Raw genomic sequence first — 18,808 nt, forward strand, 5'->3', positions numbered from 1 at the left:
TGGATGGATACGTCACGGCCCGCAAGGGACGGATCAGTGGTTCGAACAGTTATGGCCAAAGGGATGAAGCGTCCCATGCATAGCCATGAATACAAGCTGTCGCCTCGTCAATTCGCACCTATCGGAGGCGAGCGGACCGATGCTCAGAACGAATGCAAAAGTTGCAGTAATCCCGTTGGAGGAATTGATTTGGAACCGCGCGTCGTTGAACTGGAAACCCACCTTAAGTACATCCGTCGAGACATGGATGAAATCCGCACCGATGTGAAGGTGATCCGACACAGACTGGCCTATTCGGCCGGTGCGGCGGCGGTGATCGTCGGCCTCCTGGGCTGGATCGCGAACAGCCGTTTCGATCAACTGGTGATGCTGCTGTCGCGATAAAGGCGATGGACACCACACTCGAACATCGACTTGGGTTGGAGTACAGCGCCTGCAGAGGTGGTGTTCCGTCTCACAAATACTGTTTATTTCTGATGACGTTCGTTGCCGTGAAAACGGCCGTCAGAAAAACCTGTATCTGCGAGACAGACCACTAATCCAGGAGCTCGCTCAAGGGGATGAAGCTGATTTCGTCGCCCTCGACCAGCGTCTGCCCTTCGAGCACTTCGACCAGCCCTTCGGCCCACGCCGCACTGCGCAGCACACCGGAGCTCTGATTCCGGTAGATGATTGCCCGGCCGTTTTCCATGCGACCTCGCAGGTATTCTCGCCGACTGCCAGGCTTGGCCCAGACAAACCCCGCCGGCACCTTGAACCTGAGCGGCGCCACCGATTGAACGCCTTGGCGTCGCAACAGGTAGGGCCTGGCCAGCAACGCAAAAGTCACCAGTGTCGAGGCAGGATTACCAGGCAAGCCTATGACCGGCACGCCGCGGAAGTGCCCAACCGTTAGCGGCTTCCCGGGTTTGATGGCGAGCTTCCAGAGTGTCAGCTCACCCTCCTCGCGCAGCACGACGCCCAGGAAGTCGGCTTCCCCGACCGATACACCACCGGTGGACAGGATCAGATCAACATCCGACAGCTGGGCCAAGCGGGCCCGGGTAGTCGGCAAGTCGTCCGGCAGGATACCTGCGTCGAGCACTTCACAACCCAGGCGCTGCAGCCAACCGCAGAGCAGCACACGGTTGCTGTTATAGATCTGGCCGGGGCCCAGCGGCTGGCCAGGCTCCACCAGTTCATCCCCCGTGGACAGGACCGCAACCCGGACCTTGCGAATCACGTCCAGGGATGCACAACCCAGGGATGCGGCCAGGCCCAGTTCGATCGGTCCCAAGCGAGTGCCGGCAGCCAGCACCTGTTCGCCAACGGTGGTTTCCTGTCCTTGAGGACGGATGTTCTGTCCACTGGCCAAGGGCTCGGTAAACCGCACTCGCTGGTCGCTTTCAACCAGGACGTTTTCCTGCATTTCCACGCAGTCGGCCCCAGCGGGAACGGGTGCTCCCGTGAAAATCCGCGCGCAGGTCCCAGCAGCCAGCGGTTGCGGAGCCTGTCCGGCAAAGATCCGCTGGCTGACCACCAGCGGTTCACCCTTCCAGTCAGCCAGCCGCAACGCATAACCGTCCATGGCGCTGTTGGGCCACGGTGGCAGATCCAGGGTCGACACCAGATCCTGCGCCAGCACCCGCCCCTGTGCCTCAGCCAGCGGCAGGCGCTCACGCTGGGTCACCGGCGTGGCTGCCGCCATGGCGAGCAGTTGCTCCAATGCAACTTCCACAGCCATCAGGGCGCCGGTCTTGCCAGGTTTACCCACGGGATTCACAAGGAGCCGCCTGTTTCAAATGGGCCACGAAGTTACAGGGGCGGTGCCGCGCATCCAGCTGCTCAGCGAGAATCCCGTCCCAGCCGGTGCGCACTGCGTTGGTAGACCCCGGCAAACAGCACACCAGCGTGCCGTTGGCCAGGCCCGCCAGTGCTCGAGACTGAACGGTGGAGGTGCCGATGTCCGCCACGGAAATCTGCCGGAACAACTCACCGAAACCGTCGACCTGCTTGTCCAGCAGGCACGCGACCGCTTCCGGGGTGCTGTCACGCCCGGTAAAGCCGGTGCCACCGGTGATCAGCACCACCTGCACCACCTCATCGGCAATCCAGGTCGCCACTTGTGCCCGAATCTTGTACAGATCATCTTTGAGCAGGACCCGCGCCGCCAGGTTATGCCCGGCCGCGCCGAGTCGATCGACGAAGACCTGTCCGGATGTGTCGGTTTCCAGGGTACGGGTATCACTGACAGTCAGCACCGCGATATTGAGCGGCACGAAAGGTACATCAGCCTTGGCTTTCATAGGCTCGTCCAGTTGTAGGGGAAACAGCCCGGTGTTATATCACAGCGCTTCATTTTTTCGCCTGTGCGGAGACACACCATGACCTCGAATACTGCCCTGCCATCTTGCTCCATCCTGCTGCTGGCCGGTGGCCGTGGACAACGCATGGGTGGGCAGGACAAGGGTTTGGTGGAATGGCAGGGCGAGCCGCTGATCGCCCATCTTCATCGCAAGACCCGCGCATTGAGCGATGACCTGATCATCTCCTGCAACCGCAACCCTGAACGTTACGCACGGTATGCCGATCGTTTGGTGCATGACGATGAAGGTGATTATCCCGGCCCCCTGGCAGGCATCCGGGCCGGCCTCAAGGCGGCAAGGCATCCGTATTTGCTGGTGCTGCCATGCGATGTACCGCAGATCGATGCCAGCCTGCTCGACAGCATGCGCACGATGGCCAGCCAGCATCCCCATGTACCGCTGATGGTGCGCCACGGCGAACATTGGGAGCCGCTGCTGTGCATCATTCCACTGGCGTTGGCAACGGCTTTCGAAAAGGCCTGGAGCGAAGGCGAACGCAGCCCCGGCCGCATCATGCGCACGCTGCAGGCCGTCGCACTGCAATGCCCGGCCGACGATCCCCGCTTGGCGAACCTGAACACGCCGGAACTGTTGACGCGACATAAAGGCCACTAGTGGCCTGTGTGGCTAATTCGTTTACTCAACTTCGGCGCCAGGACTTGCCAGCCTGCGTTGCCATTCCTCGCCGTAGCGGGGCTACGACTCGTCATAGCGCCTTGCCCGGCAAGCCCTGGCACTCGAATTCGAGTACTCGAATTAACCGTACAGGCCACTAGCCAGGAACTTGCGTGCAATGTATACGTCTGAAGGTCAGTAACCTGAAGAATTCATTTTCGGAGAAACACCATGACACAACGGACCCTCGCCACTTTCATGCTCGCACTGGGCCTCGCCACTCTTGCCGGGTGCGCATCGCCTACAGTGATTACCTTGAATGACGGTCGCGAAATCCAGGCCGTCGACACCCCAAAGTACGATGAAGACACTGGCTTCTACGAGTTCGAACAACTGGACGGCAAACATACCCGCGTGAACAAGGATCAGGTTCGCACCGTTAAAGATCTGTAAGCTCTGACGCCGCAACCCGATACAGAAAAGCCCGCAATGCAACATTGCGGGCTTTTTGTTGGCGGCTGGAAAGCCGAAATTACCACTGCAGCGTAATACCGCTCTCGAACATGCGCTCCTCACCCGTGACCGGATCAATGAAACGCAACCCCTGAGCCAGCAGTTTAAGGGGATTGGCGTAATCATCCTCTGCATCCCTGAGCACGCCAGGGTAGAACGGGTCGTTGCAGATTCCCGCCCCCAGGGCATTCATATGAACCCGTAACTGATGCTTCTTGCCGGTGACCGGAGACAGGCCGTAGCGCCATAGCTCGCCATTCCTTTCCAGGATTTCGATGGCCGTTTCGGTATTCGGTTCGCCCGGTCCTTCCTGCATCCTGAAGAACGGGTCGCCATCGATCATCCGGCTTCTATGCACTCGCGGAAAGGTCAGCTGAGGCAACGCACGGGCAATGGCCTGGTAGCGTTTCTCTATCTGTCGCGTTGGAAACAATGACTGGTAAGCCGATCGGCTCTGGGGGTTGGCCGAAAACAGCACCAGACCGGCCGTGTGCCGGTCAATCCGGTGCAAGGGCACCAGATGAGGATTGTCCAGCCGCCGGATCAGCCGTCGCAACAGGGTTTGCTCGACATATTCCCCCGCCGGAGTGACAGGCAGGAAATGCGGTTTGTCCGCCACCACCAGATGCTCGTCCGCGTACAGGATCGACTCCACGACCGGGATCGGCTTCTCGTCGGGTACTTCGCGAAAATAATGAATGCGCAAGCCTTCACGGTACGGCAAATCGACAGGAATCGCCTTGCCCTCAGCATCCAGAACCCGGCCCCGGGCAATCCGATCCAGCCACTGCTCGCGGCTGATGGCGCTGAAATGCTCGCACAGGCATTCCAGCACGGTCTGCCAGGAACCGGGGGGCAGGTACAACGTGCTGGCCTGATGGTGTGCAGCGGTAAACGATGAACCGGACATCGGACACTCTTGAACATTTTGCGGGGCCACATTATCCGACAGTCGCACCAGCCAGCCCAGCAATGATTACCTCACGCCGGAACAGAGGCCACTGCTGCCGCCTCGGTGAACTCCTTCAACCAACGCAGCACCTCCACCGCCTCCCAGCGACCTGGGTCGTACAACGCATACAACAGCCCCTGATAACCCACCACATCCAGTTGCTTGTGATAGCCGGCACGCTGGAACAGCGCTTCGATCTCAGCGAAACAGGTGTTGAAATGCAATTTGTTGAAGGGTGTCTTGCCTTCGGTCACCAACCCGTCCAGGCGCAGTTCCAGGACGGCTTCGCGGACAACGTCTACGGACATCCTGTTCACGCTGTTCTTCAATTGTTCGACATTGACCAAGGGGTGCACTCCAGATAGCTGTATGAACATACAGTAACCGAATGCAGCCTTTTCGCCAATGGCGACGTGGGGACACGATGAACGGAAGGGTGTCAGCGCAGGAAGGCGACTACCTGATCGGCGTCAAAAGGCCAGTCAAGTTCGACACCGGTATCGACCCGGCGCAGCACCGGGATGCGCAGTCCATAGGTGTCGATCAACGCCTCGCTCTCCGGACCATCACCGATATCCACCAGCTCTACGAGCAAGCCATGGTCAACGAAAGGCATCAGCACACCCTCAGCGATCTCACAGAGATGACAACCCACGGTACCGAACAGTTGGCATTCAGGAAGCATGGCTGGTAGACCCATAAGAGATAGACGGTCATTCTAGGCGCGCCCTCGAAAACCGTCGAGTCGGGTCTCCGCATCAGCAAAACGCTGATGCAAATCACTGAACACAAATGCCTTTTCGACAACCCTGGTCAGCTTTCCCCTTCTACGCTGTGTACCAAGCCTTGAAACGGAGTGTCCCTTGTTTGCCAACCTGCTGATCATTCTCGCCTCGTCACTGGTGGTCATCGCCCTGTTCAGGCGATTGCACCTGCCACCGGTGTTGGGCTACCTGTGCGTCGGGTTGGCCATAGGCCCTACCGCCCTGGACTGGGTGAATGACAGCGAAGAACTGCCGGACCTGGCCGAGCTCGGGGTGGTGTTCCTGTTGTTTTCGTTGGGGCTGGAATTCTCCCTGTCCAGGATGCTCGACCTGCGCCGGGTGGTGTTCGGCCTCGGCAGCCTCCAGGTGGTGTGTTCGGGAGCGCTCCTGGGCGTGCTGCTGGTACTCTGCGGCGCGCCGGTATTGGCCGCGTTGCTGCTCGGGGCCGGACTGGCGCTGTCGTCGACTGCCATTGTCAGCAAGGAGCTGACCAGCCTTGGGGAAATCTTCAGCAGCCACGGGCAGAACGCCATTGGCGTGCTGCTGTTCCAGGACGTTGTCGCGGTGCTGTTGCTGACCCTGGTACCGGTGTTCGCCGGCGGCAGTTCGCAGGCGTGGTATTGGGCCTTGCCCCTGACACTGGGCAAGACGCTGGTCCTGTTCGGTGGGTTGCTGCTGGCCAGCCGCCTGCTGCTGCCACGCCTGTTCCATGAAGTCGCCGCCTCTCGCTCCGCCGAATTGTTCGTGCTGCTGGCCTTGGTGATCGTGTTGCTGACCGCCTGGCTGACCCATCTACTGGGCCTCTCACCGGCCCTGGGGGCATTCCTGGCGGGCATGCTGCTGGGGGAAAGTCATTACCGCCACCAGATCGAAGCCGATATCCGCCCGTTCCGCGACATCCTGCTGGGGTTGTTCTTCGTCAGCATCGGCATGCTGATCGACCTGCAACTGTTCGTCGATGACGGCTTGCTGATCCTCGGGTTGACCCTGGGACTGATGCTCATCAAGGGCTGCGTGGTCGCCATCCTGGTGAAATGGCACGGCAGCGACGGTGAAACCGCCTGGCGCAGCGGCCTGGCCCTGGCCCAGGGCGGCGAATTCTGTTTTGCCTTGATGGCACTGATGCAACAGAACCGCCTCATGCCCGCCGACATCGGTGGCCTGCTGCTGGCGGCGACGTTCTGTTCAATGCTGCTCACGCCACTCTTGCTGCGGGCCGCACCCACCATAGCCGCACGCCTGCATCGCAAACCCAACGAAGCAGCGCAACTGGACCAGATCAACGCGCTGAACGCGGGCCTCTCGGATCACGTCGTCATTTGTGGATACGGACGCGTCGGCCAGTCCATCGGACGGTTTCTGCGTCGGGAAGGCCAGGCTTTCGTCGCCCTGGACGATGACCCGGTCATCATCCAGGAAGCCACCGTCGGGGAAAGCAGTGTGCATTACGGGGATTCGAGACGAGGAGACCTGCTGGCCGCCGTGGGGCTGAGCCGCGCACGATTACTGGTGATCGCGGTCGACAAGACCGACATCGCCTTGACCGTGCTCAGGGCGGCCCGGCGGGTCAACCCGCAGGTCCCGATCCTGGTGCGCACCCGCGACGACAGTCAACTGGCCGAGTTGCAGGCCGCCGGGGCCAGCGAAGTGGTCCCGGAACTGCTGGAGTCGAGCCTGATGCTGGCCTCCCACGCCCTGATCATGCTCGGGCTGCCGGAACAAGAGGTCCGACAGCACGTGGATCAGGTCCGTCACGATCGCTATCGCCTGTTACATGGTTTTTATCCCGGTAACCAGGACAAGGACGCGTGACGACTCAGTCCTGGCTGACCGCACCGATCTTGTGAATCGACAGGTCAGCGCCGTAATACTCTTCTTCCTGAGACAAGCGCAGCCCCAACAGCCCCTTGATCACGCCGTAGACCGCGAACCCGCCGGCCAATGCGATGACAATGCCCAGGGCAGTGCCGATCAGTTGGCTGACCAGGCTGACCCCACCCAGGCCGCCCAGGGCGTCCTGGCCAAAGATGCCGCAAGCAATGCCACCCCAGACGCCACACAAGCCATGCAAGGGCCAGACACCGAGCACGTCGTCGATTTTCCACTTACCCTGGGCCGCGGTGAAACACCAGACGAACAAGGCGCCCGCAATGGCACCGGTCGCCAGCGCGCCTACCGGGTGCATCAGGTCGGAACCGGCACAGACCGCCACCAGCCCGGCCAGCGGACCGTTGTGCAGGAAGCCTGGGTCGTTGCGTCCAACGAGCAATGCCGCCACGGTACCGCCGACCATGGCCATCAACGAATTGACCGCCACCAATCCGCTCACCCCTGGCAGGGTCTGGGCGCTCATCACGTTGAAACCGAACCAGCCGACAATCAGGATCCACGAACCCAAGGCCAGGAATGGAATGCTCGATGGCGCGAACGCTACCAGGCGCCCCTCCCGGTAACGGCCGTTACGAGGCCCGAGCAGAAGCACGGCCGCCAGCGCCAGCCAGCCACCCATGGCATGTACCACCACGGAGCCGGCAAAATCGTGGAAACCGGCACCAAAGCGAGTCTGCAACCAGGCTTGCAGGCCGAAATTACCATTCCAGACCACGCCTTCGAAGAAGGGGTACACGAATGCCACGATCAACACCGTGGCGCACAGCTGCGGCGCAAAACGTGCACGTTCGGCAATACCGCCGGAGATGATCGCCGGGATGGCGGCAGCGAAGGTCAGCAGGAAAAAGAACTTCACCAGGCTGTAGCCATGATCGGTGCTCAGCACTGCGGCCGGCTGCAGGAACGTCACGCCGTAGGAAATCCAGTAACCTATGAAGAAATAGGCCAGGGTCGAGACGGCAAAATCGCTGAGGATTTTCGACAGCGCGTTGACCTGGTTTTTTTGCCGGACAGTTCCAACTTCCAGGAACGCAAAGCCGGCATGCATGGCCAGGACCATGACCGCACCGAGCAGGATGAACAGGGTGTTGGAGCTGTGGACCAGATTGTCCACGGCACTTTGCATATTTTCCATGGTGTTGGCAGACCTGAAAAAGTTGAAGAAGCACCGAAGCGGTTCGCCCCACCTGTCAACGCACCAAGTTGAAACAGTTCGCTTACTGGCCGGAGGCCAACGAACCGCTTTGGTGCGTTAAAAATGGCAATGCGACGTTCCGCTGCGGGGTGCTTCGCGGGTTTTGATTATTTGGGTTAAGGTTTTGCGGGCTGCGCCCAGCTTCAGCGCAGTAGCGCGGGACGACGCACCAGTACATGGCAGAACCTTGGGCCAAAACCGAGCAAAAGTTGTACCAGTCACTTTCACTGAACCTTCCGGCAAGGCTCATACTCGAACGCTTCAGACGTCATTTACGGAGACTCACCCATGGCCAGAACCCAGGCAAAGACTGCTCAAGAAATCCTTATGGAAGACTTTCAGACGCTGGTCAGCGACACCGAACGGCTACTGGACCACACCGCGACACTGGCGGGCGACCAGGCCGATGAGCTGCGCAGCCAGATCCACGAAACGCTCCTGCGCGCCCGCGACACCCTCAAGCTGACCGAAGATTCCATGCGCGAACGCGGCCAGGCCGCAGTCATCGCTACCGAGGAATACGTACAGGCCAATCCTTGGCAGTCCGTCGGCATCGCCGCTGGGGTGGGCTTTCTGATCGGCCTGCTGGCGACACGGCGCTGATATGGATATCAACGACTCCGGCTCGTCCGAATCGGGCACAGCCTCTTCAGCGCGCCGCCTTGGCGCGGCGTTTCTCGGGCTGCTGCACAGCCACGTTGAACTGTTCGGCATGGAACTGCAGGAACAGAAAGCCCGGACTGTCAGCCTCCTGTTGTTCGCCGGCCTGGCGCTGGTGTTTGCCTTGCTGCTCCTGGTAGGGCTCTCGACCCTGGTGCTGATCCTGGTGTGGGACACCTATCGCCTCGCGGGCATCATCGGCCTGTGCCTGTTCTATCTGTTGGCGGCATTGTTCTGCGGCCTTCGACTCAGGGCAGCGATCTACGATGAATCGACACCCTTCCACGCCACACTCGAAGAACTGAACAACGACCGGGAGCGCCTGCTGCCATGAGCCTTCCCGACATCCCTCAAGCCCGGACCCGCCAGGAAATGCGCAAGGCACTGGTGCGCCTGCGCATGGAAATGCATCGCCAGGAAATCCGTCAGGAAACGCGCCAGCTGTTGCAACCGCTGCAGCGGATGCGTGGCCTTGGCCAGAGCTGGCACGAAGGCTTCGGCATCAAGCATGCGCCACTCTGGGGTATGGCAGCCGTGTCCTTGCTCGGCTTCATCGGTGGCAAGCGGACCCGCAGCGGACGCAGCGGCGGCCTGATTCGCCTGATCCGACTGGCAACGACCCTGGTGCCGCTGATCAAACTGGCCCGCAACGTACGCAAGCCCTGACGGGCTTGCGGGACGCTTCACGAACCGGGAAGCTAGGGCATTTCTATCTCAACGGAGCAACCGGCCTTGGATTGGCATACCCTGCTGACTCGCGAACGTCTCGGAAAACCTGTGCACAGCCCGGAAGAGCTGGGCCGCAGTCCTTTTCACAAGGACCATGACCGCATCATCTTTTCCGGAGCCTTCCGCCGCCTGGGACGCAAGACGCAGGTACACCCGGTGTCCAGCAACGACCATATCCACACGCGCCTGACCCATTCGCTGGAGGTCAGTTGCGTCGGGCGCTCCCTGGGCATGCGCGTGGGGGAAACCATCCGTAGCGCCCTGCCTGACTGGTGCGAACCGAGCGACCTGGGGATGGTGGTGCAATCCGCCTGCCTGGCACACGATATCGGCAACCCGCCCTTCGGTCATTCCGGCGAAGACGCTATCCGCTATTGGTTCCAGCAGGCGGCTGGCCGCGGCTGGCTCGACGCCATGAGCGAGGCCGAGCGCAGCGATTTTCTCAACTTCGAAGGCAACGCCCAAGGGTTCCGGGTCCTCACGCAACTTGAATACCATCAGTTCGATGGAGGTACCCGACTGACCTATGCCACCCTCGGCACCTACCTGAAATATCCCTGGACCGCCCGCCATGCCGACTCCCTGGGCTACAAGAAGCACAAGTTTGGCTGCTACCAGAGCGAGTTGCCGTTGCTGGAGCAGATTGCCCACAAGCTCGGCCTGCCACAACTTGAAGACCAGCGCTGGGCACGGCATCCGCTGGTGTACCTGATGGAAGCCGCCGATGACATCTGCTACGCGCTGATCGACCTGGAAGATGGCGTGGAAATGGAACTGCTGGACTATTCCCAGGTGGAGTCGCTGCTCCTGGATCTGGTGGGCGACGATATTCCGGACACCTATCGCCAGCTAGGGCCACTGGATTCCCGGCGACGCAAACTGGCGATCCTGCGGGGCAAGGCCATCGAACACCTGACCAACGCCGCCGCCCGGGCGTTCGTCGAGCAACAGGAAGCGTTACTGGCCGGCACGTTGCCGGGTGATCTGGTAGAGCATATGCACGGCCCGGCCAAGCGATGCGTGTTGAATGCCAAGGACATGGCGCGCAAGAAAATATTCCAGGACAAACGCAAGACCTTGAATGAAATCGGTGCATACACCACGCTTGAAATCCTGCTCAACGGCTTTTGCGGTGCAGCCTTGGAACAGCATGGAGGCCGCCTACCCTCCTTCAAGAATCGCCGTATTCTCGACCTGCTGGGGAACAATGCCCCTGATCCCAATGGTCCTTTGCATACTGCGTTCCTGCGGATGATCGATTTCATCGCCGGGATGACAGACAGCTATGCCAGCGAAATGGCCCAGGAGATGACCGGTCGTACCCGCCAGTGACATTGCCCTGTGGGAGCGAGCCTGCTCCGGACGGCGATCCGACGATAGCGTCCGATCAGTTTGCCTTCATGGCGACTGACACTCTGCTTCGGAAGCCGGCCCACTCCCACAACGGATTCGCAACGTAAGTTGCACAGTATTGACAACATACTTTCGCCCTGCTTGTAAAAGTGACGCTCTAAAACCCTCTCCCGATCTTTAGTCCGCTCATAAAAACGCGGCCTCCTCATTCCCATTACCTACTAAAAACCTAATTACCTCGTAGTACCCCGCTTCTTTTTTTGTAGGAAACTTCTGAAATTGAATATGTACACCCGTCTCCTCATACGACCACGGCTTTAACTGGGCTAAGGTGCGCGCTTTATTTAAGCTCGCAAGGGACTTTATTCATGAACTCCGTTTTCATTGTCGACGATCATCCGGTCATTCGCCTCGCCGTTCGCATGCTTCTGGAGCACGAAGGTTATAAAGTCGTAGGAGAAACCGACAATGGCGTCGATGCGATGCAAATGGTGCGCGAGTGCATGCCGGATCTGGTTATCCTGGACATTAGCATCCCCAAGCTGGACGGGCTGGAAATCCTCTCGCGCTTCAATGCCATGACGACCCCGCTCAAAACGCTGGTGCTCACGGCACAGTCACCGACTCTGTTTGGCATCCGGTGCATGCAGTCCGGAGCCTCCGGTTACGTTTGTAAACAGGAGGACCTCAGCGAACTTGTCAGCGCAATCAAGGCCGTATTATCCGGCTACAACTATTTTCCCAGCCAGGCACTGAATCCGATGCGCCCTGACGATCCGCGCAGTATAGAGTTGGATCTGTTCAAGAACGTCAATGATCGGGAATTGATGGTATTGCAACTTTTTGCCCAGGGTCGCACCAACAAGGAAATAGCCAAAGGTATGTTTCTAAGCAATAAAACCGTTAGCACCTACAAGAAACGGTTGATGCAGAAACTCAAGGTCAAGTCCCTGGTAGAACTGATTGAAATGGCGAAACGAAACGCACTGGTGTGAGAATAAACAGGATGTTCAGATGCATGAAAGGATGCCTCCTGCTATTGATGGCAGGGTTATATGCAGGATTTCTCGCCGCGGCGCCGGGTGCGCCCGAGCCCTACACACTTCTGGGTCGCTCGACGGCGGCTTCTCCCAAGGTCAACCTGGATGAGGCCCAGCGTGCATGGCTGCTGGGGCGAAAGGAGTTGGTCCTGGGAACCTCCGCGCCGGATTACCCGCCCTTCGATCTGTCCACCAGCGGACGCGACTACGAAGGCATGACCGCCGATTACGCCGGGCTCATCGCCGACGCAACCGGCCTGCCGATGAAAGTCCTGCGATTCGGTTCCCGTGAGGCAGCGATCGCGGCGCTCAAGCACGGACAAATCGACCTTCTGGGTAGCGCCAACGGTTTCGAAGCCCGCGACCCCGACCTTATCCTGTCGACCCCTTATGCCGTGGACCAGCCCGTTCTCGTCACCCGAACCAATGAAAACCGATCCCTGAACGAGGACCTCGAGGGACTGCGGCTGAGCATGGTCTATCACTACCTGCCCTTGCAGGACATCGAAAAACTCTACCCAAAGGCGCACCTCACCACCTACCCGTCCTATCAGAACGCCATAAATGCCGTTGCCTTCGGCCAGGCCGACGTATTCCTCGGCGATACCATTTCCACTCATTACATGATCAGCAAGGGCTACCTGAGCAACATCCGCATGGCCAGCTTCGGCAAACATGAATCCTACGGATTCGGTTTTGCGCTAAGACGTCACGACACCCGGCTGCTGGAAATCATCAATACCACACTGAACCAGATCCCGATCGCCGAGCAAGCCGCGATCTCCAAACGCTGGAGTGCCGGCGCCGACCTCTACCTCACGGAGCACAGGATACAACTGACCGATCGGGAGCGACGCTGGTTGGCCGGGCATCCGGTAGTTCGGGTCGCCGTGAACGAAACGTTCGCCCCGTTCACTTTTTTTGATTCGGACGGCGATTTTCGCGGGATCAGTGCCGATCTGCTGGAGCTGATCCGGCTGCGTACAGGCCTGCGCCTGGAGATCCAGCACAAGCGCAACGACAGCGACGCGATTACCGCGCTGCTGAACGGCCAGGCCGACCTGATTGCGGCACTCGTACCCAGCAGCGAACGGCAGCAACAGGTGAAATTCAGCCGCCCCTACGTCGACAGTTCGTTCGTCCTGTTGACTCGAAAGCAGTCCGACACGCCTGCCACACTCGACCAGTTAGGGACCAGGACCCTGGCGATCGCCAAGGGCAACCCGGTCATCGAGTGGTTGCACAAGCAGTATCCAGACATCAGGATCGTCGAGACCGAAACCCCCTCGCACGCCATTGAACTGCTCGCCCAAGGCCAGGCCGACGGCAGTGTGAATGCCCTGGTCATGGCCAATTATTTTCTCTCGTCGCACGCATTCCGGGACACGCTGCAAATCAGCAGCACCGTTGGCACCCAGCAGGCCCTGTTTTCCCTGGCCACAGCCAAGAACGCCACCGAGTTGAACACCATTCTCGACAAAGCCTTGACCAGCATCGACCCCGACGAACTGGGCGTGATCAACAACCGTTGGCGAGGCTACGTTTCGGCATCGGAACACACCTGGCGAACCTATAACCGCCTGTTCTTCCAGATCGTTGCCGGCGTTGGCCTGCTATTGCTGATCTCATTGGCCTGGAACGCCTACATGCAGAGACAGATCCGCCAACGGCAAAGGGCCGAACTGGCGTTGAACGACCAGCTCGAATTCATGCGCTCACTGGTCAACGGCACCCCTCACCCCATTTACGTAAGGGATCGCAACGGCGTCCTGCAAAGTTGCAATGACAGCTACCTGGAAGTGTTCGGTGCAAAACGTGAAGACGTCATCGGCAAGGACGTGATGCCCGGATCGATGAGCAACGCCTTCGAAGCGCAGGAATACCAGGCGGACTATCAACGCGTCATGGCCGAAGGCACTGCCCTGATCGTGGACCGGCCGCTGCACATTGGGGACAGAAAGCTGACGATCTATCACTGGATCCTCCCTTATCGAAACTCCGCTGCCCAGGTACAGGGCATTATCGGTGGTTGGATCGACATCAGTGAACGACGACAGCTTTTCGATGAGTTGCGAGCCGCCAAGGAGCGGGCCGATGACGCGAACCGGGCCAAAAGCACCTTCCTGGCAACCATGAGCCATGAAATCCGCACCCCCATGAACGCTGTGATCGGCATGCTTGAACTGGCGTTGATGCACGCCGATAAAGGGCACGTGGATCGCTCGACAATCGCAGTGGCCTACGAATCGGCCTCCGGCATGCTGGAGCTGATTGGCGACATCCTGGATATCGCGCGCATCGAATCGGGTCACCTGAGCCTGGCACCCGAACGGGTCAGTCTCAGGGCGATGCTGCAATCGGTGACACGAGTGTTCGAAGGCGTGGCGCGGCAGAAAAATCTCGTGCTGTCATTGCGGTTCGAACCAGCGGACGATAATCCTGATGTGCTGGTGGATCCTCTGCGGTTCAAACAGGTGCTTTCGAACCTGATCAGCAATGCACTCAAATTCACCGAACACGGCTGGGTGAGGGTCGAGGTCAGACTGACTCGATCCGCCCAGGACGATACCCTGCACATGCAACTTGAAGTCAGCGACAGCGGCATCGGCATCAGCCCCACCGACCTGCAACGGCTGTTCGAACCCTTTGCCCAGGCCGACAATGCCGGCCGGATGGCCCGCAAGGGTGCCGGGCTGGGGCTGGTGATCAGTCGCAACCTGTGCCGGATGATGGGCGGTAGCCTGCACTTGAACAGCCAGCCAGGCACCGGTACCCAGGTCAGGGTCTGCCTGAAGCTGACCGTTCTGCCCCCGACCACGACGGGCACACAGCCTGAACCGGTAATAGAAACCGCCACGGCCGCCCTGAACGTTCTGGTGGTGGACGACCATTCGGCCAATCGCTTGCTGATGTCGCAACAACTGGAATATCTCGGCCATCGCTACCAGGTCGCCCATGAGGGTGCCGAAGCGCTCAAGACCTGGCTTGAAGGGGACTTCGACCTGGTCATTGCCGATTGCAACATGCCCGTCATGAGCGGCTACGAACTGGCCGGAGCGATTCGCAAGCACGAAGCCGAACAACGATTGCCACCCTGCACCATTCTGGGGTTCACCGCCAATGCACAGCCTGAGGAAAAACAACGCTGCCAAGCCGCAGGAATGGACGACTGCCTGTTCAAACCGATCAGCCTGAGCGAACTCAGCCAATGGATGAAGGCCATCAAACCCATCAGTCGCTCAAACGTTTTCAATGTACAGAACCTGCACGCGCTCACCGGCGGCAATCCCCTGTACACCCAGCGCCTGTTGGAAGAATTGCTCAACAGCAACAGATCGGATCGCCAGGAACTACTCGCTATCGCCCGAAGCGGGAACCGGCAGGCACTGACCGAAGCGGCGCACAAGATAAAAGGTGCCGCCCGAATCGTGCAGTCGCCCTTGCTGATCCAGCGATGCGAGGCGCTGGAGCAGGCCTGCCATGAAGCACTGGCACGTTACCGGATCGAGGAATGCACCGGAGCCCTCGAACACGCCATGACCGAGCTGGAACGGGTCCTGGAAACAGAGATCGCCAAGGCAAAATAAACAGGGGTTTACTATGCTGTTCGCTCGGCAGTGCGCACCAGGGGCGTTCTCAATGGTGTTCCCCTCCGCGCCTTGCCTGGCTCGCGTCAATGCAACGCGGTGCAAAACCATTGAGAACGCCTGACTCCTGGAGGGACTGCAATGCCCAGCGCGCCGCGTCCGGAACAACGTCGGTTCCCCCTGCACGTCCACATCAGCGTGATGTTCACTCTGCTTCTGTTGCTGACTGGTGTGGTACTGGGGGTCTTCAACTACCGGCAGACGACGCAGATCATCCTGTCCAGCAGTGAAAAGCTGTTCAACCGAATTGAACAGGACGTGCGCCTGGACCTGTACGACACCTACGAACCGATCCGCCACGTGTTGAGCCTGCTGGCCGACTATCCCGCGACACAGGCATCCAACGTGGACCAACGCCTGGCCCTGTTAGGGCCCTTCAGCCAGGCGCTGCGAGACAACCCGAACCTGGCTTCGTTGTATCTGGGCGATAGCAACGGTGACTTCCTGATGGTCCGGCCGCTACGCACCGAGGCACTGAAGACCGCCTTGAAAGCGCCTGCCAACGCGTTTTATCAGGTCTGGACCGTGGAACGCGCAAACCCTGAAGGCCCGATCCGCTCCCAGTCATTGTTCTACGACCAGGCGCTGGTGCTCATCGGTCGCCAGGACAACCCCGGTGACACCTTCGATCCACGCCGCCGAAGCTGGTTTCGCAGCGCGCTGGAAACGGCCGGCCAGATCACCACCGAGCCCTACGTGTTCTTCTCCACCCACGACATCGGTACCACCCTCGCCCGACGTAGCGGCGACCAGGCGGTCATCGGTGCCGACCTGACCCTGGCGGCTCTTTCCCAGACCCTTGCCAAGCACAAGGTCACCACCGACACCGAGATCGTGCTGCTCGACCCTCTTGGCAATGCGGTGGGCTACCCCGACAGCAACCGCTTACTCACCGATACCCACTCGGCACGCCTGATCAAGGCCCGCGACCTCAATCCGGCCATCGCCGCCGTGCTGGACGCGCGCAGTGATGCCTCACGCCTGGAGGTGGCTGGACGTCGATGGATCGTTTCCCGCAGCCATATGGAGGAAGGCGGTCCCCAGGGCCTGGAACTGGCGTTGCTGGTCCCGGAAGATGAACTGCTGGTCGACGCCTATCGCATGCGCTGGCAAGGCGCGCTGATTACCCTCGCCACCCTGCTGCTGTGCCTGCCCCTGGGCTGGCTGACCTCCAGGATACTGGTCAAGCCTCTGGACGCGCTGGTGCAAGAGGCCGATGCCATTCGCAGCTTCGATTTCCATTACCCGATGGCCCGCCGCTCCCTGGTGCTGGAGGTCGATCAGCTGAGCCTCTCGATGGCCCGGATGAAAGAGACCCTGGCAAGCTTCTTCGAAATTACCGCCAGCCTGCGCGCCGAAACCCGCTTCGCCCCGCTGCTGGAGCGGGTGCTGTTCGAGACCGTGAACATCGGTCAGGCCCAAGCCGGCCTGATCTACCTGCGCGAGAACGACAGCGATCAGATGAAACCCTATGGGTTGGTGATCGAGCAGACCCCACAGGACCTGGGCGCTTTCCAGTTGCAGCGCCATGCGCTGAGCAGCAACGACAGCCCTCCATGGCTCCAGCAACTGGCTGTCTCGGATAACCTCGTCACTTCCCTGGGTTTCGAGCAGGCGGGTGACCTGCAAGGCGTCCTGCGGGCATTGGACGCTCCACGCGTGCACCTGATCGGCATCCGTCTGCGCAATCGTCATCAGGAAACCGTGGGTATCCTGGTGCTGTTGATCAACGACAGCGGCACCGAGGCCGACCTGGAAAAACTGCAACCGGACCGCATCGCGTTCCTGCAGGCCGTGTCCGGTGCCGCTACCGTGAGCATCGAAAGCCAGCGCCTGCAGGCCAGGCAAAAACAATTGCTGGATTCGTTCATTCAACTGCTGGCCGGTGCCATCGATGCCAAGAGCCCTTACACCGGTGGCCATTGCCAGCGAGTGCCAGTCCTGACGCTGATGCTCGCCCAGGCCGCCGCCACCAGCCAGACACCGGCGTTCAAGGCCTACCGACCGACGGAAGATGAGTGGGAAGCCCTGCACATCGCTGCCTGGCTGCATGATTGCGGAAAAGTCACCACTCCCGAGTACGTGGTGGACAAAGCCACCAAACTGGAAACCCTGAACGACCGCATCCACGAAATCCGCACCCGTTTCGAAGTGCTGAAACGCGACGCCTGGATCGATTACTGGCAGGCCCTGGCAATGGGTGGCGAGCCGTCCTCCCTGGCGCAGTCACGGGATGCGGCGCTGGCCAGCCTCGACGACGACTTTGCCTTCGTCGCCCACTGCAACCTGGGCGCTGAAGCCATGGCCGACGCCGACCTGCAACGCCTGCAACGCATTGCCCAACGTCCGTGGACCCGGACCCTCGATGATCGCCTGGGGGTTTCCTGGGAAGAAAACCGACGCCAGGCGCGCTCGCCCAAGCCAACGCTTCCGGTCTCGGAACCGTTGCTGGCCGACAAACCCGAGCATCTGTTCGAGCACCACGATGCCGAATTGATCCCGGCAGACAACCCGTGGGGCTTCCAGCTGGACGTCCCGCCATGGAAATACAACCGTGGCGAACTCTACAACCTCAGCATCAGGCGGGGCACACTGACCCGTGAAGAGCGTTACGTGATCAATCACCACATGGTGCAAACGATCCTGATGCTCAGCCAGTTGCCCTTCCCCAGCCATCTGGAAAATGTCGCGGAAATCGCCGGGGGGCATCATGAGAAAATGGACGGTACCGGCTACCCCAAGCGGCTCAAGCGCGAGCAGATGAGCCTGCCGGCACGCATGATGGCGATTGCGGACATTTTCGAAGCACTGACCGCGGCCGACCGCCCCTACAAGAAAGCCAAGAAACTGAGCGAAGCCCTGGGCATCATGGCCACCATGTGCCGTGAGGCCCACATCGACCCCGAGCTGTTCGGGCTGTTCATCGATGAACAGATCTACCTGAGCTACGCCAACCAGTTTCTCGATCCGCAGCAGATCGATGACGTCGACGCGGACAGCCTGTTGGCCCAGGCGGGATTGCGGTCATGCTGATCATGCCGCAATCCCTGTGGGAGCGAGCCTGCTCGCGATCGGTGGCTCAGTTGAAAACGATGTCGACCATGC

17 protein-coding genes are annotated in these 18,808 nt (G+C 60.1%); 11 read left to right on the forward strand and 6 right to left on the reverse strand.

Annotated elements, in window-relative coordinates; genetic code table 11:
- Positions 1 to 75 precede the first annotated feature (75 nt).
- Positions 76 to 384: a hypothetical protein gene (locus tag FGE05_RS30130; protein WP_231983244.1), complete on the forward strand. Its 309-nt coding sequence runs from the start codon at positions 76 to 78 to the stop codon at positions 382 to 384.
- A 151-nt stretch (positions 385 to 535) separates the two neighbouring features.
- Here FGE05_RS30130 and glp read toward each other — a convergent pair whose 3' ends face one another.
- Both glp and moaB read right to left on the reverse strand, forming a co-directional pair.
- Entirely contained in the window at positions 536 to 1,723 is a 1,188-nt protein-coding gene (glp, locus tag FGE05_RS17755) for a gephyrin-like molybdotransferase Glp (RefSeq protein WP_176563022.1), read from the reverse strand.
- A 22-nt stretch (positions 1,724 to 1,745) separates the two neighbouring features.
- Positions 1,746 to 2,285 (reverse strand): molybdenum cofactor biosynthesis protein B, encoded by a 540-nt coding sequence (gene moaB, locus FGE05_RS17760; RefSeq protein WP_047701515.1) that lies wholly within the window; start codon positions 2,283 to 2,285, stop codon positions 1,746 to 1,748.
- Between the two features lie 78 nt (positions 2,286 to 2,363).
- On the opposite strand from moaB, the gene mobA reads away from it, so the two are divergent.
- Together mobA and FGE05_RS17770 are read left to right on the forward strand one after the other, a co-directional pair.
- The gene (gene mobA, locus FGE05_RS17765; RefSeq protein WP_139646974.1) at positions 2,364 to 2,960 is read left to right on the forward strand and encodes a molybdenum cofactor guanylyltransferase MobA; all 597 of its coding nucleotides are present in this window, start codon (positions 2,364 to 2,366) and stop codon (positions 2,958 to 2,960) included.
- A gap of 231 nt (positions 2,961 to 3,191) precedes the next feature.
- Positions 3,192 to 3,413: a YgdI/YgdR family lipoprotein gene (locus tag FGE05_RS17770; RefSeq protein WP_041020703.1), complete on the forward strand. Its 222-nt coding sequence runs from the start codon at positions 3,192 to 3,194 to the stop codon at positions 3,411 to 3,413.
- 79 nt (positions 3,414 to 3,492) lie between these two features.
- Here FGE05_RS17770 and FGE05_RS17775 read toward each other — a convergent pair whose 3' ends face one another.
- From FGE05_RS17775 to FGE05_RS17785, 3 genes are all read right to left on the reverse strand, one after another.
- A complete protein-coding gene (locus FGE05_RS17775) occupies positions 3,493 to 4,383 on the reverse strand; it encodes a pseudouridine synthase (RefSeq protein ID WP_139646976.1) in 891 nt (296 codons plus the stop codon).
- 71 nt (positions 4,384 to 4,454) lie between these two features.
- A complete protein-coding gene (locus FGE05_RS17780; RefSeq protein ID WP_041020701.1) occupies positions 4,455 to 4,772 on the reverse strand; it encodes a transcriptional regulator in 318 nt (105 codons plus the stop codon).
- Positions 4,773 to 4,864: 92 nt separating this feature from the next.
- The gene (locus FGE05_RS17785) at positions 4,865 to 5,110 is read right to left on the reverse strand and encodes a glutaredoxin family protein (protein ID WP_041020700.1); all 246 of its coding nucleotides are present in this window, start codon (positions 5,108 to 5,110) and stop codon (positions 4,865 to 4,867) included.
- 178 nt (positions 5,111 to 5,288) lie between these two features.
- Here FGE05_RS17785 and FGE05_RS17790 point away from each other — a divergent pair, with 178 nt between their 5' ends.
- Positions 5,289 to 7,001, forward strand: a complete 1,713-nt coding sequence (locus FGE05_RS17790) for a monovalent cation:proton antiporter-2 (CPA2) family protein (protein WP_139646978.1) — start codon at positions 5,289 to 5,291, stop codon at positions 6,999 to 7,001.
- Positions 7,002 to 7,005: 4 nt separating this feature from the next.
- On the opposite strand, the gene FGE05_RS17795 is transcribed toward FGE05_RS17790, so the two are convergent.
- Complete coding sequence (locus FGE05_RS17795; protein ID WP_139646980.1) at positions 7,006 to 8,214, reverse strand: ammonium transporter; 1,209 nt, start codon at positions 8,212 to 8,214, stop codon at positions 7,006 to 7,008.
- A gap of 348 nt (positions 8,215 to 8,562) precedes the next feature.
- Here FGE05_RS17795 and FGE05_RS17800 point away from each other — a divergent pair, with 348 nt between their 5' ends.
- The 7 genes from FGE05_RS17800 to FGE05_RS17830 all read left to right on the forward strand — a co-directional run bounded on the left by FGE05_RS17800 (position 8,563) and on the right by FGE05_RS17830 (position 18,736).
- A complete protein-coding gene (locus tag FGE05_RS17800) occupies positions 8,563 to 8,877 on the forward strand; it encodes a YqjD family protein (RefSeq protein WP_041020697.1) in 315 nt (104 codons plus the stop codon).
- Position 8,878: 1 nt separating this feature from the next.
- Positions 8,879 to 9,268 carry a phage holin family protein gene (locus FGE05_RS17805; protein WP_139646982.1) on the forward strand — a complete coding sequence of 130 codons (390 nt, stop codon included), beginning with the start codon at positions 8,879 to 8,881 and terminating at the stop codon, positions 9,266 to 9,268.
- A complete protein-coding gene (locus FGE05_RS17810; protein ID WP_139646984.1) occupies positions 9,265 to 9,600 on the forward strand; it encodes a hypothetical protein in 336 nt (111 codons plus the stop codon). The genes FGE05_RS17805 and FGE05_RS17810 overlap by 4 nt, the downstream gene beginning before the upstream one ends.
- A 66-nt stretch (positions 9,601 to 9,666) precedes the next feature.
- Positions 9,667 to 10,995 (forward strand): deoxyguanosinetriphosphate triphosphohydrolase, encoded by a 1,329-nt coding sequence (locus FGE05_RS17815; protein WP_139646986.1) that lies wholly within the window; start codon positions 9,667 to 9,669, stop codon positions 10,993 to 10,995.
- 389 nt (positions 10,996 to 11,384) lie between these two features.
- On the forward strand, positions 11,385 to 12,011 hold the full coding sequence (locus FGE05_RS17820) for a response regulator transcription factor (RefSeq protein WP_041020693.1): 627 nt from the start codon (positions 11,385 to 11,387) through the stop codon (positions 12,009 to 12,011).
- A 23-nt stretch (positions 12,012 to 12,034) separates the two neighbouring features.
- The gene (locus tag FGE05_RS17825; protein ID WP_373682509.1) at positions 12,035 to 15,643 is read left to right on the forward strand and encodes a transporter substrate-binding domain-containing protein; all 3,609 of its coding nucleotides are present in this window, start codon (positions 12,035 to 12,037) and stop codon (positions 15,641 to 15,643) included.
- Positions 15,644 to 15,784: 141 nt separating this feature from the next.
- Complete coding sequence (locus FGE05_RS17830) at positions 15,785 to 18,736, forward strand: HD domain-containing phosphohydrolase (RefSeq protein WP_139646990.1); 2,952 nt, start codon at positions 15,785 to 15,787, stop codon at positions 18,734 to 18,736.
- Positions 18,737 to 18,808: the final 72 nt, after the last annotated feature.

The sequence above is a fragment of the Pseudomonas sp. ICMP22404 genome (genome assembly GCF_006227205.1).
In the GTDB taxonomy this organism is placed as follows: Bacteria; Pseudomonadota; Gammaproteobacteria; order Pseudomonadales; family Pseudomonadaceae; genus Aquipseudomonas.

What these genes read in the sequence shown, in the direction of transcription:
- FGE05_RS30130 (WP_231983244.1), top strand. Translation starts at nt 76, where the DNA reads ATGCATAGCCATGAATACAAGCTGTCGCCTCGTCAATTCGCACCTATC.
- glp (WP_176563022.1), bottom strand. Translation starts at nt 1,723, where the DNA reads ATGGCTGTGGAAGTTGCATTGGAGCAACTGCTCGCCATGGCGGCAGCC.
- moaB (WP_047701515.1), bottom strand. Translation starts at nt 2,285, where the DNA reads ATGAAAGCCAAGGCTGATGTACCTTTCGTGCCGCTCAATATCGCGGTG.
- mobA (WP_139646974.1), top strand. Translation starts at nt 2,364, where the DNA reads ATGACCTCGAATACTGCCCTGCCATCTTGCTCCATCCTGCTGCTGGCC.
- FGE05_RS17770 (WP_041020703.1), top strand. Translation starts at nt 3,192, where the DNA reads ATGACACAACGGACCCTCGCCACTTTCATGCTCGCACTGGGCCTCGCC.
- FGE05_RS17775 (WP_139646976.1), bottom strand. Translation starts at nt 4,383, where the DNA reads ATGTCCGGTTCATCGTTTACCGCTGCACACCATCAGGCCAGCACGTTG.
- FGE05_RS17785 (WP_041020700.1), bottom strand. Translation starts at nt 5,110, where the DNA reads ATGCTTCCTGAATGCCAACTGTTCGGTACCGTGGGTTGTCATCTCTGT.
- FGE05_RS17795 (WP_139646980.1), bottom strand. Translation starts at nt 8,214, where the DNA reads ATGGAAAATATGCAAAGTGCCGTGGACAATCTGGTCCACAGCTCCAAC.
- FGE05_RS17800 (WP_041020697.1), top strand. Translation starts at nt 8,563, where the DNA reads ATGGCCAGAACCCAGGCAAAGACTGCTCAAGAAATCCTTATGGAAGAC.
- FGE05_RS17805 (WP_139646982.1), top strand. Translation starts at nt 8,879, where the DNA reads ATGGATATCAACGACTCCGGCTCGTCCGAATCGGGCACAGCCTCTTCA.
- FGE05_RS17810 (WP_139646984.1), top strand. Translation starts at nt 9,265, where the DNA reads ATGAGCCTTCCCGACATCCCTCAAGCCCGGACCCGCCAGGAAATGCGC.
- FGE05_RS17820 (WP_041020693.1), top strand. Translation starts at nt 11,385, where the DNA reads ATGAACTCCGTTTTCATTGTCGACGATCATCCGGTCATTCGCCTCGCC.
- FGE05_RS17825 (WP_373682509.1), top strand. Translation starts at nt 12,035, where the DNA reads ATGAAAGGATGCCTCCTGCTATTGATGGCAGGGTTATATGCAGGATTT.
- FGE05_RS17830 (WP_139646990.1), top strand. Translation starts at nt 15,785, where the DNA reads ATGCCCAGCGCGCCGCGTCCGGAACAACGTCGGTTCCCCCTGCACGTC.